The sequence below is a fragment of the Betaproteobacteria bacterium genome, from assembly GCA_009693245.1.
In the GTDB taxonomy this organism is placed as follows: domain Bacteria; phylum Pseudomonadota; class Gammaproteobacteria; order Burkholderiales; family SHXO01; genus SHXO01.
The window spans coordinates 1-14,264 of the sequence record SHXO01000083.1 but is presented as its reverse complement, the minus strand read 5'-3'; the positions used below and the strand labels follow the sequence as shown (position 1 = coordinate 14,264).

The 14,264-nt window shown below is 60.0% G+C and carries 11 protein-coding genes; 7 read left to right on the top strand and 4 right to left on the bottom strand.

The annotated features are described in order from the left end of the window. Positions 1 to 456: 456 nt before the first annotated feature. A complete protein-coding gene (locus tag EXR36_12820; GenBank protein ID MSQ60490.1) occupies positions 457 to 2,217 on the top strand; it encodes a pyrrolo-quinoline quinone in 1,761 nt (586 codons plus the stop codon). A 276-nt stretch (positions 2,218 to 2,493) separates the two neighbouring features. Here EXR36_12820 and EXR36_12815 read toward each other — a convergent pair whose 3' ends face one another. Then, the gene (locus EXR36_12815; GenBank protein ID MSQ60489.1) at positions 2,494 to 2,814 is read right to left on the bottom strand and encodes a hypothetical protein; all 321 of its coding nucleotides are present in this window, start codon (positions 2,812 to 2,814) and stop codon (positions 2,494 to 2,496) included. 264 nt (positions 2,815 to 3,078) lie between these two features. Between EXR36_12815 and EXR36_12810 the strand changes: the two genes are divergently transcribed. Next, complete coding sequence (locus tag EXR36_12810) at positions 3,079 to 4,371, top strand: amidohydrolase (GenBank protein MSQ60488.1); 1,293 nt, start codon at positions 3,079 to 3,081, stop codon at positions 4,369 to 4,371. A gap of 72 nt (positions 4,372 to 4,443) precedes the next feature. Beyond that, positions 4,444 to 4,650, top strand: coding sequence for a hypothetical protein (locus EXR36_12805; GenBank protein MSQ60487.1), 207 nt, complete (start codon positions 4,444 to 4,446; stop codon positions 4,648 to 4,650). Position 4,651: 1 nt separating this feature from the next. Here EXR36_12805 and EXR36_12800 read toward each other — a convergent pair whose 3' ends face one another. Next, entirely contained in the window at positions 4,652 to 8,089 is a 3,438-nt protein-coding gene (locus tag EXR36_12800) for a transcription-repair coupling factor (GenBank protein ID MSQ60486.1), read from the bottom strand. Between the two features lie 65 nt (positions 8,090 to 8,154). Between EXR36_12800 and EXR36_12795 the strand changes: the two genes are divergently transcribed. The 4 genes from EXR36_12795 to EXR36_12780 are packed head-to-tail and all read left to right on the top strand — an operon-like array spanning position 8,155 to position 10,781. Further along, positions 8,155 to 8,856 carry a 2-C-methyl-D-erythritol 4-phosphate cytidylyltransferase gene (locus EXR36_12795; protein ID MSQ60485.1) on the top strand — a complete coding sequence of 234 codons (702 nt, stop codon included), beginning with the start codon at positions 8,155 to 8,157 and terminating at the stop codon, positions 8,854 to 8,856. Further along, positions 8,853 to 9,806, top strand: coding sequence for a thiamine-phosphate kinase (gene thiL / locus EXR36_12790; GenBank protein MSQ60484.1), 954 nt, complete (start codon positions 8,853 to 8,855; stop codon positions 9,804 to 9,806). Before EXR36_12795 ends, thiL begins: the two co-directional genes overlap by 4 nt. Then, positions 9,784 to 10,290, top strand: a complete 507-nt coding sequence (locus tag EXR36_12785; GenBank protein MSQ60483.1) for a phosphatidylglycerophosphatase A — start codon at positions 9,784 to 9,786, stop codon at positions 10,288 to 10,290. Before thiL ends, EXR36_12785 begins: the two co-directional genes overlap by 23 nt. A 5-nt stretch (positions 10,291 to 10,295) precedes the next feature. Continuing rightward, positions 10,296 to 10,781 carry a CinA family protein gene (locus EXR36_12780; GenBank protein MSQ60482.1) on the top strand — a complete coding sequence of 162 codons (486 nt, stop codon included), beginning with the start codon at positions 10,296 to 10,298 and terminating at the stop codon, positions 10,779 to 10,781. Here EXR36_12780 and EXR36_12775 read toward each other — a convergent pair. Together EXR36_12775 and lysS are read right to left on the bottom strand one after the other, a co-directional pair. After that, positions 10,770 to 12,731 carry an acetoacetate--CoA ligase gene (locus tag EXR36_12775; protein ID MSQ60481.1) on the bottom strand — a complete coding sequence of 654 codons (1,962 nt, stop codon included), beginning with the start codon at positions 12,729 to 12,731 and terminating at the stop codon, positions 10,770 to 10,772. The two genes, EXR36_12780 and EXR36_12775, sit on opposite strands and share 12 nt — an antisense overlap. 4 nt (positions 12,732 to 12,735) lie before the next feature. Beyond that, a complete protein-coding gene (lysS, locus tag EXR36_12770; GenBank protein MSQ60480.1) occupies positions 12,736 to 14,244 on the bottom strand; it encodes a lysine--tRNA ligase in 1,509 nt (502 codons plus the stop codon). Positions 14,245 to 14,264 lie beyond the last annotated feature (20 nt).

Genomic DNA, 14,264 nt, shown 5'->3' with positions numbered 1-14,264 from the left:
GCCCGCAACTGATCGAGCGTCGTGAGTTTGGTTTCGTTCATGTCGATCATCATTCCTAGAATGATCGACCCAATTACGCCCCTTCAGACTCAAACCATGTTGGAAATACGATCCCACCTTCAGACTCAAACCATATTGGATAAGACTCTGGGAAACTTCTCATCGAGCCGGTCAAGATCCACGAAGTGCTTGAGCGCCGCTCCAATAAATACCAAACCTGACTGGCTCGTGAGAAAAATCGATTCGCTTTGCTTGAGCTTGAATTTGATCATCGCGCTTCACTCAATAGCGATGTCATCAATTCTAGCCAACTCCCTCGAATCCCGCATCAACTCCATCTCTCCAGACACTCATATTCTTTAACGCTCACGGACTCAGGTATACAATTAACCAAGGAGGAATCTCATCATGCTTGGAAAAATCTTGTCCAGTTTCCTTGGGTCTTGCGCAATTGCCATGTGCCTCGGTGCCCATGCCCAACCGGGAGTGGTCAGCGACGAGCGCCTGCTAGGCGCCGCTGGAGACGCGAAGAATTGGCTGAGCCACGGCCGTGACTACAGCAACCAGCGCTTCTCGCCGCTGGCGAGTATCCGCAAGGGCAACGTCAAGAAACTCACGCCGGCCTGGACTTTCAAGAGCGGAGTCACCTCCACTTTTCAAGCCACGCCCATCGTGGTGGACGGGGTAATGTATTTATCGCTACCGTTCAATCACGTGGTGGCGCTCAATGCCAAGACCGGCCAGCAGATCTGGCGCTACCAGCATAAACGGCGCACGGACAAGATGTGTTGCGGCCCCGCCAATCGTGGCGTGGCGGTGGCCTACGGTAAGGTCTTCATCGGCACCGTGGATGCGCGCCTGATTGCATTGGATCAAAAGACCGGTGCGCCTGTCTGGGATATTCCCTTGGTGTTGGATCTGGATGGTGCAACGGAGAAGACCGAGCAACTGGGTGCGGACGATCCCTTGCGCAAGAGCAAAGTGAGCGGTTCCACGGGCGTGGGTGCCAGCATGGCGCCGCTCGTCTACCAGGGCAAGGTGATCATCGGTATCACCGGCGTCGGGTATGGACTTCACCTGGATTCGGATCGCGAGGGGGCGCCCTTGGGTGCCGTGGTGGGCATCGCGGGGCAGAGCCAACGCGCGGGTTTCTACGCGGCTTACGACGCCAGTACCGGCAAGCGCCTATGGCAATTCGACTCCACGCCAGTGACAGGCTGGGAAGGAGAATTTAGCCCGGCCACGCCAGATGGGGTGAAACTCGAACGCGATCTGGCCCGCGAGCGTGCCGACATGGCGAAGTACCCGGACGCCGCCAAACGCGGCGGTGGCTCGGCGTGGACCACACCCGCCATCGATACCAAGACCAACACGATCTTCCTCGGTGTGGGTAACCCTTCGCCGCAAATGGACGATCTCACGCGGCCGGGCGACAACCTCTACACCGTTTCCCTCGTGGCCTTGGACGCGGACACGGGTAAGGTCAAGTGGTATTACCAGGAGGTGCCGCACGACATGTGGGGCTACGATGTGGCGAGCCCGCCCGTGTTGATGGACGTGCCCAAGGGCTACGACACCATTCCCGCCGTGGGTCACGCGGGAAAGACCGGTTGGTTCTACGCGCTGGACCGGCGTGACGGCAAGCTCTTGTATAAATCGGATGCCTTCGTGCCGCAGCAGAACATGTTCAAGCGGCCCACTGCGGAGGGGATCGATATCGCGCCCGGTGGCGCGGGCGGTGCCAACTGGTCGCCAGTATCGCTCGATACGCGCACCGGGCTGGCTTACGTGGCCGCGATGCATTGGCCCATGCGTTACACCCTGAAGGAAATCTCAGCGAGCGCGGATAAACCCGCGGTACGCTACACCTCCTTGGAACCCTCCAACGCACCGCGCTGGGGGGTGTTGAGCGCCATCGACACGCAAAATTCCGGGGCCATCAAATGGCAAGTGAAGACGGCGGATCCCTTGGTGGGCGGGGTGCTCGCCACCGCCGGAGACCTGCTCTTCATGGGCGAGGGAAACGGAAAATTCAACGCCTTCGATTCAGGGACGGGTGAAATGCTGTGGCAGCACGATTGCGGCGCCGGGGTGAATGCTCCGCCTATTACGTACGAGGTGGACGGCAAGCAATACGTGGCTGTCGCCGCGGGCGGAAACCAGCTATTCGGGTTCAAGCAAGGCGAGTCCGTATACGTCTTCGCCTTGCCGGAATAGCACGGGAGGGAATCAACCATCCCGCGCTAGCCCGCATTTCTCACAGGGGCGTGGGATGATGGCGCGTTTAGGGCGAGCCAGTTTTGGCTCGAACGCCTTGGCCGTATTGGACATACGGCCAAGGCGGGCATGCCGAAAATGGCAGGCATAAACGCGCCAGCACCCGCGCAGCCCGTTGTCTCCGAGGGCAATGATGTCCGATCCCCGGTGAGACCTGGACAAAGCAAGACGCATTGCATATCGGGGCGGCCTGTGAGAATTGCGGGCTAGACATGATTACTCCGGATTCACTTTCGATAACTGGAAGGTTCCGCGCATGAGTTCCATGTAGCGGTCACGCTCGCTTTGGCTCACGGCTTCTTTCTTCGGTTCGCCTACCAACTTGGCGTCCCAGTTGCGCATCAAGTCCGCGTGGGCGGCTTCCTCGCTGCGGATCATGACTTGCTGCTTGGGAGTGTCTCCCGGCTTTGCCGTCCAATCGCGCATCATGTCGTTGTAGGCATCGCCGGGACCGCGGCTCTTGATCCCGCTGTCGGCGAGAGCGGTGCCGGTGAACAACGTTGCGCTCATGATGGCAATCATCGCACTAGCTTTCATTTGAATTTCCTAATGACTGCAATTGAGTAACGCGAAGCGCCATGCATTTCACCAGGGACACTTGCGTTCGCAGGCGACGTTCGCGTACCGGTGGCTCAAGGCAGCGACGTGGAAATGCAACGGCCCTTACAATGCCAACGGTATTTTCGAACTTCGGATGCGACGGATGCAGTCTAGGTATTCTCGCTCGCCGTGACCATGCCACCTAAGTCATATACCGGGGTTATGCGGTAATCTCATCACACACCACGAGGGACCAGAATCATGAAGACGGCGCTTCCCCTATTTGCCTTGGGTCTTGCATTGCTTTGGCAGCCGGCGGCGTGGCCAGCGGGATATGAGCAGGCGGACGCGCTGGCCGGCGCGGTGGAACAAAAAGTCATCGCGTGGCGGCGCGACATTCACCAGCATCCCGAACTTGGTAACCGCGAAGTTCGCACGGCAAAATTGGTGGCCGAACATCTAAAGGCCCTGGGTCTTGAAGTCAAAACGGGAGTCGCTTACACGGGTGTGGTGGCTATATTGCGTGGCGCCAAACCTGGGCCGGTGGTGGCGCTGCGCGCGGATATGGATGCACTCCCGGTGACCGAGGAGGTAGATTTGCCTTTTGCCTCCAAGGTAAAAGCGCAATGGGCGGGAAAGGAAACCGGCGTCATGCACGCCTGCGGGCACGACACCCACGTGGCCATGCTCATGGGCGCGGCGGAGGTGCTTAGCAAAATGAAGGGCGAATTGGCGGGAACCGTCAAGTTCATCTTCCAGCCGGCCGAGGAGGGGCCGCCCCCCGGAGAGGAGGGCGGCGCGGCGCTGATGATCAAACAAGGCGCGATGGAAAATCCCAAACCTGATGTCATCTTCGGTTTGCACATCGCCTCCCTGCATGAAGCGGGACAAATCGCCTACCGCCCTGGTGCCGCCATGGCGGCCGCCGACGTGTTGCGCATCACGGTGAAGGGCAGGCAGACCCACGGCTCCGCCCCCTGGGGCGGCGTGGATCCCATCGTTGTGGCTTCTCAAATCGTGCTGGGCTTGCAGACCATCGTGAGCCGGCAAGTGGACATCACCAAGGAACCGGCGGTGGTGACCATCGGTGGCATCGACGGCGGCAACCGCTTCAATATCATCCCGGACAAGGTGGAGATGGTGGGTACGGTGCGCACTTTCGATGAAAAGCTGCGCGAAGACATTCACCGCCGAATCAAATTGATCGCGGAAAGCATTGCGATGGCTTCGGGCGCGGTTGCCGAGGTGAATATCGACAAGCCCTATTCGGTGACCATCAACGACCCCGCCTTGACGCAACGCATGCTGCCCACGCTCCAGCGCGTGGCCGGCGAGAAGAATGTGATTCTCCGAGACCGCGTCATGGGCGCGGAGGATTTCTCCTTACTTGCCCAGAAGGCGCCGGGATTATTCGTTTTCCTCGGAGGCACCGCGAAGGGCTCGGACATGAGCAAGGTGGCCTACAACCACTCCCCGCGCTTTCAGATCGATGAGTCCGCGCTCTTGCTGGGCGTGCGGACCTTGACGCACCTCGCCTTGGACTATATGCGCTAAGCTTGCGAGCACAGCGGTGCCTGGTGCTTGCCGCTATCAAGAACGTGGTTTAGCGATGAACAGGTAGGTTATATGGAAAGAGTGCCGCTTACCCTAGGACGAGCCGCGGGCTTGTTGGGAATCATCATCTGCCTGGTTTCGGCGGGAGTGCGCGCGAGCGGGGCCTACTGGGTCGCGGGTGTGCCTGCATCCTCGCTTTTCAATTTCGGCATCGCGTCGATGGTCGCGGGCTGCTTTTTTCTTCTGCTGGTGGCCACCGCGAGACCGCGGCGGGGATGAGTTAGCGTGCCGGTTGCCGCGCCACGGGTTGCTTGAGTTCGCGAAACAGTTCCAGGGTGCGCGCCACGCGATCCGCGGGCAGAAGATGTTTCTCGTCCACTCGCAGTTTGTCTTGCCCGCTCAACCGGAAATTACGGCGCGTCTGGATCAGTTGAATGATGCGCGCGGGGTCGATAGGCGGATTACGCTCGAATTGAAGTTGTATCGCCTCCGTGCTGGCGTCGATCTTGATGACGCCCACGCTTTTCGCGGCAATGCGAAGACGGTGGCTATCCATGAGGGTTCTGGCCGCACCGGGCGGGAGGCCAAAGCGGTCGGTGATTTCTTCTTGCAATTCCTCCAGCGCTTCGGCGGATTCGCAATTCGCCATGCGTTTATAGAGCACGAGCCTTTCGTGCACGCCGGGGCAATAGTCTTCCGGTAACAGAGCCGGCGCATGCAGTTTGATCTCCGTACTCACCGAGAGAGGTTGCGACAGATCGGGTTCCTTGCCTTGCTTCAAGGAGCGCACGGCCGATTTCAGCATCTCCGCGTAGAGCGCGAAACCCACCTCTTGCATCTCGCCGCTTTGCGATTCGCCCAGCACCTCACCGGCGCCGCGAATTTCCAAGTCATGCATGGCGAGGAAGAAGCCCGAGCCCAGTTCCTCCATCATCTGAATGGCTTCCAGGCGTTTGGCCGCCAGCGGCGTGACATTGCCTTCCGCGTGCGTGAGCAGATAGGAGTAGGCTTGATGATGGGAGCGGCCCACTCTTCCGCGCAACTGGTGCAATTGCGCTAGCCCGAATTTGTCCGCCCGGTTGATCACGATGGTGTTGGCCGACGGGATGTCGATACCGGTTTCGATGATGGTGGTACACAGCAGCAAATTGAAGCGTTGCTGGTAGAAGTCCCGCATCACCAATTCCAGCTCCCTCTCCGCCAACTGGCCGTGGCCGACGCGAATACGCGCCTCGGGAACGAGAGCGGTGAGTTTTTCCTCCATGCGCCGGATGGATTCCACCTCGTTGTGGACGAAGAATACTTGGCCACCGCGCTTCAATTCGCGCAACACCGCCTCGCGTATCAAGCCGTCGCTCCAGCGCGAAACGAAGGTTTTGATGGCGAGCCGCTTTTGCGGCGCGCTGGCGATCACGGAGAAATCTCGTATGCCTTCCAGCGACATGGCGAGCGTGCGGGGAATGGGAGTGGCGGTGAGTGCCAGGACATCCACTTCGGCGCGCAGCGCCTTGAGCTGCTCCTTCTGGCGCACGCCGAAGCGGTGCTCTTCGTCGATGATGACCAACCCCAAATTCTTGAATTTCACGGAGTCTTGCACCAGCTTGTGAGTGCCGATGACGATGTCGATGCGTCCTTCGCGGAGCGCCTCCAAGGTTGCGCCTTGTTCCTTGCCCGATCGAAAACGCGATAGCTCGGCGATTTTTACCGGCCATTCGGCGAAACGGTCACCGAAAGTTTGGAAGTGCTGCTCGGCCAGCAGCGTGGTCGGCACCAGCACGGCCACTTGGCGCCCATCCATCACGGCCACGAAGGCGGCGCGCAGAGCCACCTCGGTCTTGCCGAATCCGACGTCTCCGCAAACCAAACGGTCCATGGGTTTGCCAGCCGTGAGGTCCTTGATGACCGCCTCGATGACGATGGATTGGTCGCGGGTTTCCTCGAAAGGAAACCCCTCCGTGAAGGCTTCGTAGTCGTGCGGCTTGAGCTGGAACGCATGGCCCTTGCGCGCGGCGCGCTGCGCGTAAAGATTGAGGAGTTCGGCCGCCGTGTCGCGTACCTTTTCCGCCGCCTTCTTGCGCGCTTTCTCCCATTGGCCGCTGCCCAGTTTGTGCAGCGGCGCGGACTCGGGCGATACGCCGCTGTAGCGGCCGATGACTTCCAGTTGCGAAACGGGAACGTAGAGTTTGTCGCCGCCGTCATACTCCAGCAGCAAGAACTCCGTCGCACCCTCGCCCATGTCTAGATTGACTAAGCCCAGGTACCGGCCGATTCCATGCTGGGAGTGCACCACGGGATCGCCGGTTTTTAGTTCAGAGAGGTCGCGTAATAAATTCTCGGCGGCGTTCAGGTTGGCGGCGGCGTCACGGCGTTCCTTGGCGCGCGTCTGCGAGGGATAAAGCTCGTTCTCCGTGATGTAGGCAACGCCCGCGTCCTCATCGATGAAGCCGGCCCCCAAGGGGCCCACGGCGAGCACCAAGTTCGCATCCACCGTCAATGCATCCTCGAGGTTGGTGGCGGGCGCGGGCTTGAATCCGTACTCGTTGAGGTAGCGCAGCAAGGTTTCGCGCCGCCCGAGACTATCGGCCAGTAGCACGACTCTTTGGCTACTGCTCGCGATAAAAGCCGCCAGGCGGTGCAAGGGTTGGTCGGCGCGCCGCTCCACTTGCAAGGGCGGGAGTGCCCGCACGGGGAGCGCGGTGGCTTCGCCTTCCGCAATGAATTCCAGGCGGCTAAAGGGTTTGATTCTGCCGAAGAACTGATCCGGTAACAAAAACAAATCGGCGGGCGGTAACAACGGATGATCGGGATCTCCGCGCATCAACTCGTAGCGCGACCAGGTGTCCCGCCAAAAAGTCTCCACCGCTTCTTGCAAATTTCCCATGGAACACACCACGGCGCCTTGTGGAAGGTAATCGCCGAGCACGGCCGAACTTTCAAAGAAAAGCGGCAAGTAGTACTCGATACCAGCCGGAAACACGCCTTGGCTCACATCCTTGTACAGGCGCTTCTTGGATGGATCGCCCTCGAACTTCTCGCGAAAATTCTTGCGAAAGCGGGTGCGGGCGGCCTCGTCCGTGGGGAATTCTCGCGCGGGCAGCAGCCGCACGTCGTTTACCTTGTAGATGGATTTCTGCGAATCCACGTCGAAGGTTCGAATGCTGTCGATTTCGTCGTCCAGCAAATCGATGCGGTAGGGGACCACGCTCCCCATGGGAAACAAGTCGATGATTCCGCCGCGAACACTGTATTCGCCTGGGGAGACGACTTGGGAGACGTGGTTGTAGCCGGCGAGGGTGAGTTGGTTGCGAAGCTGTTCGGAGGAGAGTCTCTCGCCCTTCTTGAGGAAGAAAGTGTAGGCGGCAAGATACTCCACGGGGGGTAACCGGTAGAGCGCGGTGGTCGTGGGCACGATGGCCACGTCGCACTCCCTGCGCGAAATCTGGTGCAGCGTACCCAAGCGTTCGGAGACGAGGTCCTGGTGCGGGGAAAAATTGTCGTAGGGCAGCGTTTCCCAATCTGGCAGCAGATACACGCGCAAGCCGGGGGCGAAGAATGCGATCTCGGCGCGCAGCCGGTGCCCATCGGAGGCCGTTGCCGTGAGAACCACCACGGGCGCGTGCTTTTCCGCCAGGCGTGCCAACGCGCAAGCATCGCTGGATCCGGCGATATGGGTAACGCCGGTGCGCTGCCCTGGTCTGGGGGGAGTGAGCGTGATCATCGGGGCGGCGGATTATAGTCGCCGGCGGTTACGGTCTTGGCCCGTGGAGCGGTGATAATGCGCGCATGAGTACGGAACCGGCGAAGAATATTTGGGCCGTGGTGCCCGCGGCGGGCAGCGGCCTGCGCATGGGCTGCACGGTGCCCAAGCAATATGTGGAGTTGCACGGGCGGCCCATGGTGTGGCATAGCGTGCAGACGTTGCGTTCGCATCCGAAGGTTCATCGCGTCGTCATCGCCATTGACGAGGAGGACCGCTACTGGGATTCCCTGCGCTTGTCCGAAGCCTTGGCGGATTGCATCGTGCTGCGCTGTGGCGGGAATAGTCGCGCGCAGACCGTTTTCAATGCGCTTAATGCCATGGCGGATAGGGTTCAAGCCGGGGATTGGGTGCTGGTGCACGATGCTGCCCGCCCATGTCTTGTTGCCAGCGCCCTGAACCGGCTGTTCCATGAGGCTATGAACGATGAAGTAGGCGGATTGCTCGCACTTCCCGTGCGGGACACCTTGAAACGCGCGCAACCCGATGGGCGCGTGGATCGCACCGAACCCAGAGAGGGATTCTGGCAAGCGCAAACGCCGCAATTGTTTCGCTACGCCATGCTCGCGCGCGCCTTGGCCGCCGTGGATCTCGCATCGGTGACCGATGAGGCGAGCGCCATCGAAGCCCTGGGCATGAAGCCCAAACTCGTGCACGGGAGCGCGCGGAATATCAAGGTGACCTATCCCGATGATGTCGCCTTGGCGCAGATGTTTCTCGCGCCATGATCTCCGAATTCGGATTAATCCAGCGCTATTTCACGCGCGCGGCACCCACGGCGGATTTGGGCGTGGGCGATGACGCCGCGCTGTTGCGAATACCGGAGGGACATCAATTGGTGGTCTCCACCGATATGCTGGTGTGCGGCCGCCACTTCTTCGAGGATGTGAGGCCCGAGTACCTGGGCCATAAATGCCTCGCGGTGAATCTCTCCGATATGGCCGCCATGGGGGCCACGCCGCGTTGGTTCACGTTGTCGTTGTCCTTGCCAAAAGTGGATGAGGAATGGCTCGGCGCCTTCTCCCAAGGATTGTTCGCCTTGGCCGAAGCGTCCGGCACGGAGTTGGTAGGAGGTGACACCACGAGCGGGCCGCTCAATATCTGCGTGCAATTCCTCGGAGTGGTTCCGGTGGGGCAAGCGTTGTTGCGTTCAGGTGCCAGACCCGGAGACGACATCTGGGTGTCAGGCACCTTGGGCGATTCGGCCCTGGGCTTGGTCTCGTTGCGGGAGGGAGCGCGACTTACCATTGCTGCACGAGACCATGCGCAACGCCGTCTTGAGACGCCCATGCCGAGGACCGAACTGGGCATTGCCTTGCGCGGCCTCGCGAGCGCCGCCATCGACGTGTCCGACGGACTGCTCGCGGATCTCGGGCACATTCTGGAGCGGTCAAAGGTGGGCGCCGTCATCGAGTGGGAAGAGGTGCCGCGCTCCGCGGCGCTGCGCGAGTGTGAAGAGGACCAACAGCGCCGCTACGCCTTGAGCGGAGGCGATGACTACGAGTTGTGTTTTACCGCGCCCTCGCGCCATCGCGGGTTCTTGGACGCCCTGGGGACCACCCACGGTTGTCCGGTGACGAGAATCGGGGTGATACAACCGGACGAAGCACTGCTGGTACGCGACCGCGCCGGCCAGCCCATTACATTGGAAAGCCATGGCTACGACCACTTCGTTTAGACGAGCGCACGTGAGCTTTGGTTATCTGTTGCGCAGTCCCGCGCGCTTCATTGCCTTTGGTTTTGGCTTAGGGTTGGCGCCCCGCGCGCCTGGAACCCTGGCATCCCTGGCCGCCATACCGGTCTATAACGTCCTGGCGGCAAGGATGGCCACGGTGGACTTGTTACTCCTCGCGGGGCTCGCATTCTTCGCCGGCGTGTGGGCCTGCGAGCAAGCGGGGCGTGATATAGGGATGGAAGATCACGGCGGCATGGTTTGGGATGAAATGGTGGCCATGCTCTTTACCCTGAGCTTTCTTCCGGGAACGTTCATCGCACAAGGCGCCGCCTTCGTCCTCTTTCGTTATTTCGACATCGCCAAGCCAGGCCCCGTGGGGTACGCTCAACTCAAAATTCGCGGCGGCTTGGGTGTCATGGCCGACGATCTCGTTGCCGCCTTTTGCGTGCTCTTATGCTTCACCCTTTGGAAATTAATTCTGGGATGACCTGAATGGATGACGAACTTTACGACCTAGCGCAGGCCCTTGGGAATGCTTTGTTGGCGAAGGGCTGGATGCTCGCGACAGCCGAATCGTGCACGGGGGGCTGGATCGGCCAAGCCATTACGATGGTGCCGGGCAGTTCGGCATGGTACGACCGCGGGTTCATCACTTATACAAACCGAGCCAAGATGCAGATGCTGGGCGTTTCCGCCGGTACGCTCAAGCGCTTCGGGGCGGTGTCCGAACAGACGGTGGAAGAGATGGTGAAGGGAGCGCTGGAACGTAGCAGTGCCCACATCGCTGTCGCCGTCTCCGGTGTTGCCGGGCCATCCGGAGGAACACCGGAGAAGCCAGTGGGCACTGTGTGCCTAGCTTGGGGAGTACGAGAACAACCCGTGCATCTACGGACGGTGCTTCTCTCTGGGAATCGCGATGCCGTACGGCGCCAGACGGTGGCGCGCGCCTTGCGGGAAATGATAGCTCTAGCGCTGTAACTCAGCGATATCTCGGTAAAGCTCCAAGGCCTCCGGATTCGCCAGGGCCTCGCGATTCTTGATGGGACGTCCATGCACGATATCGCGCACGGCAAGCTCCACGATCTTGCCGTTCTTGGTGCGGGGAATGTCGGCCACCTGAACGATCTTATCGGGCACATGGCGGGGCGTGGTGTTGGCCTTGATGTGCTGCTTGATGCGGCGGGTGAGTTCGGCGTCTAGGGTTACGCCGTCGCGCAGGCGCACGAAGAGCACCACGCGCACGTCCTTGTTCCAATCTTGCCCGATGACCAGGCTCTCCATCACTTCGGGTAGCTGTTCAACCTGGCGGTAGATTTCCGCCGTGCCGATGCGCACGCCGCCGGGGTTGAGCACGGCGTCGGAGCGGCCGTAGATGATCATGGTGCCGCGCTCCGTGAGTTCGATGTAATCCCCGTGATGCCACACGTTGGGATAGCGCGCGAAGTAGGCGTCGTGGTATTTCTTGCCTTCTGGGTCGTTCCAGAATCCCACGGGCATGCAGGGAAAGGGCGCGGTGCATACCAGTTCGCCTTTTTCTCCCACTACCGGCCGGCCATCGTCGTTGAATACTTCCACCTTGAGGCCCAGGCCGCGGCATTGAATCTCTCCCCGGTAGACGGGAAGCAGGGGGCTGCCCAGCACGAAGCACGACACGATGTCGGTGCCGCCTGAAATGGAAGAGAGCAACAAATCCTTCTTGATGTCCGAGTAGACATATTCAAAGCTCTCCGCCACCAGCGGCGAGCCCGTGGAGGTCATGGTTTTCAGGGCCTTCAACTTGTGGGTGGCCACGGGCCTTTGCCCCACCTTCCTGATGGCGTCGATGTACTTGGCCGAGGTGCCGAAGATGCTCATCGCCTCGGCGTCGGCGAACTCGAAAAGAATCGCCGGATTCGGGGCCAGGGGCGAGCCGTCGAACAGCAACAACGTGGCACCCGACGCGAGACCGGAGACCAGCCAGTTCCACATCATCCAGCCGCAGGTGGTGAAATAAAACAAGCGGTCCCCCCGCTTCAGATCCGTGTGGAGTTGGTGTTCCTTCAAATGCTGGAGCAAGGTTCCGCCAGCACCGTGCACGATGCACTTGGGCACGCCGGTAGTGCCGGAGGAGTACAGAATGAGCAAGGGGTGATCGAAGGGCAGGCGCGCGAACTCGATTTCCTTCGGCGCGAATCTTCCAGTGAATTCCGCGTACATCAGCGCCTTGGGGACGCCCTTCAAGTCCGGCTTGGCCTTGACGTAGGGCACCACCACCACTCGTTCCAATGTGGGTAATCCTTGCGCGATTTCCCGCACGCGATCCATGACATATATGGGTTTTCCCGCGTACCAATAACCTTCGGCGCATATGAGCACCTTGGGCTCGATCTGCCCAAGCCGGTCGAGCACGCCTTGCACGCCAAAATCCTGCGAGCAGGAAGACCATATGGCGCCGGTGCTCGTGGCCGCCAGTAACGCGATGATGGTCTCGGGCATGTTGGGCATGAAGCCGGCGACACGGTCGCCGGGCTGAACGCCCATGGCTCTCAATGCTTGCGCAAGCTTGGACACTTCGTCGTAAATATCGCCGAAGGAGAGGTGGCGGCGAAATTTGTGCTCGCCCCAAAAAATCATCCCCACCTGGTCGTCGCGCCGGCGCAGCAAATTTTCCGCGTAGTTCAACTTCGCTTGCGGAAACCATTTGGCCCCAGGCATGCGGGCGCCATCCACAAGATAGGGCGCCTCGCCCATGCCGCCCACGACTTCGCAGAATGTCCACACGGATTGCCAGAATTTTTCCGGCTCGCGAATGGACCAGTCATGGAGGCTAGGGTGGTCGTGAACCTTCGCCTGCCATTTATCGTTGGCGAAGGCGATGAAGGAGGTGAGATTCGCCGTCGCGACACGCTCTGGCGCGGGTTCCCAAAGTTTGACCGCGGTGTCGCTCATTTCTCTACTCCGCGCGCAGTTGGGGGAAAAGAATCACGTCCCGGATGCTGGGACTATCGGTGAGCAGCATCACCAAGCGGTCGATGCCGATGCCTTCGCCGGCCGTCGGGGGCAACCCATGCTCCAGCGCGCGGATATAGTCGGCGTCGTAATGCATGGCTTCGTGATCGCCGGCGTCCTTCTGGCGCACCTGTTCTTGGAAGCGCTCGGCCTGATCCTCCGCGTCGTTTAGCTCGGAAAATCCGTTGGCGATTTCACGCCCCACAATGAACAGCTCGAAGCGGTCGGTAATCTCGGGATTGCTGTCGTTGCGCCTTGCAAGCGGAGAGACTTCCGCCGGATAGTCGATGATGAAGGTAGGCTCGAACAGCAGACTTTCCGTGGTTTCCTCGAAGTAAGCCAATTGAAGCCCGCCGGTTCCATCGGCGGGCTTATGGGGAATGGCCAGTCTTTTTAATTGGTTGGTTAGCCAATCGCGATCGTTCAGGTCGGATTCGGAAATCTCCGGATGGTACTTGTGGATGGCTTGCACGATGGTCAAACGGTCGAAGGACTTTGCTAGATCCATTGCCCGGCCTTGGTAGGTCAATTGCGTCGTCCCGAGCACGCGCGTGGCGACGTCGCGGAACATCTCCTCGGTGAAGTCCATGAGGTAACGATAGTCCCGGTAGGCCTCGTAGAATTCCAGCATGGTGAATTCAGGATTGTGCCGGGTGGAAATACCTTCGTTGCGAAAATTGCGGTTGATCTCGAATACCTTCTCGAAACCGCCCACCACCAAGCGTTTGAGATAAAGCTCCGGCGCCACGCGCAGATAGAGTTCCATGCCGAGCGCGTTGTGATGGGTGATGAAGGGCCGCGCGGCCGCACCACCGGGAATGCGGTGCATCATGGGCGTTTCCACTTCCAGATAGCCGCGGTTAACGAGGAATTCTCTGATGGCTTGCACTGTCTTCGAGCGCAGGGTGAATACCTTGCGCGATTCTTCGTTGGTGATGAGATCGAGATAACGCTGCCGGTATTTTTGCTCCTGGTCCGACAGGCCGTGAAATTTTTCCGGCAACGGGCGTAGCGATTTCGTGAGCAACCGAATCTTGCTCACCTTGATGGTCAGCTCGCCGGTGCGAGTCTTGAACAGCGTGCCTTCCACGCCCAGAATGTCGCCCAGATCCCAGTGCTTGAAAGCCTCGTGCTCATCGGCACCTGTCCCCTCGTTGTTGAGGTAGAGCTGGATGCGGCCAGACATATCCTGCAATGTGGCGAAACTAGCCTTGCCCATCACGCGCTTTAGCATCATGCGGCCGGCGATAGCGACCGCTATCACCGAGGGTTCTAATTCTTCGTTTCTCTTTCCGCCGTGGTCGATCTGCAGATCGCCCGCGAGGTGCTTGCGCTGGAAATCGTTTGGGAACGCATTGCCCTGCTGCCTAAGGGCGGAGAGCTTCGTACGGCGTTCTTCGATGATCTGGTTGGATTCCTGATCCATAGAGGCCGGCGCAGTGTTTTCACTCATATATTTCCGTTCATGAAGAC

Coding starts and splice junctions, on each gene's coding strand:
- EXR36_12785 (MSQ60483.1), top strand. CDS start 9,784: ATGGCTACGACCACTTCGTTTAGACGAGCGCACGTGAGCTTTGGTTAT.
- EXR36_12805 (MSQ60487.1), top strand. CDS start 4,444: ATGGAAAGAGTGCCGCTTACCCTAGGACGAGCCGCGGGCTTGTTGGGA.
- EXR36_12815 (MSQ60489.1), bottom strand. CDS start 2,814: ATGAAAGCTAGTGCGATGATTGCCATCATGAGCGCAACGTTGTTCACC.
- lysS (MSQ60480.1), bottom strand. CDS start 14,244: ATGAGTGAAAACACTGCGCCGGCCTCTATGGATCAGGAATCCAACCAG.
- EXR36_12775 (MSQ60481.1), bottom strand. CDS start 12,731: ATGAGCGACACCGCGGTCAAACTTTGGGAACCCGCGCCAGAGCGTGTC.
- EXR36_12820 (MSQ60490.1), top strand. CDS start 457: ATGTGCCTCGGTGCCCATGCCCAACCGGGAGTGGTCAGCGACGAGCGC.
- EXR36_12800 (MSQ60486.1), bottom strand. CDS start 8,089: ATGATCACGCTCACTCCCCCCAGACCAGGGCAGCGCACCGGCGTTACC.
- EXR36_12810 (MSQ60488.1), top strand. CDS start 3,079: ATGAAGACGGCGCTTCCCCTATTTGCCTTGGGTCTTGCATTGCTTTGG.
- EXR36_12795 (MSQ60485.1), top strand. CDS start 8,155: ATGAGTACGGAACCGGCGAAGAATATTTGGGCCGTGGTGCCCGCGGCG.
- thiL (MSQ60484.1), top strand. CDS start 8,853: ATGATCTCCGAATTCGGATTAATCCAGCGCTATTTCACGCGCGCGGCA.
- EXR36_12780 (MSQ60482.1), top strand. CDS start 10,296: ATGGATGACGAACTTTACGACCTAGCGCAGGCCCTTGGGAATGCTTTG.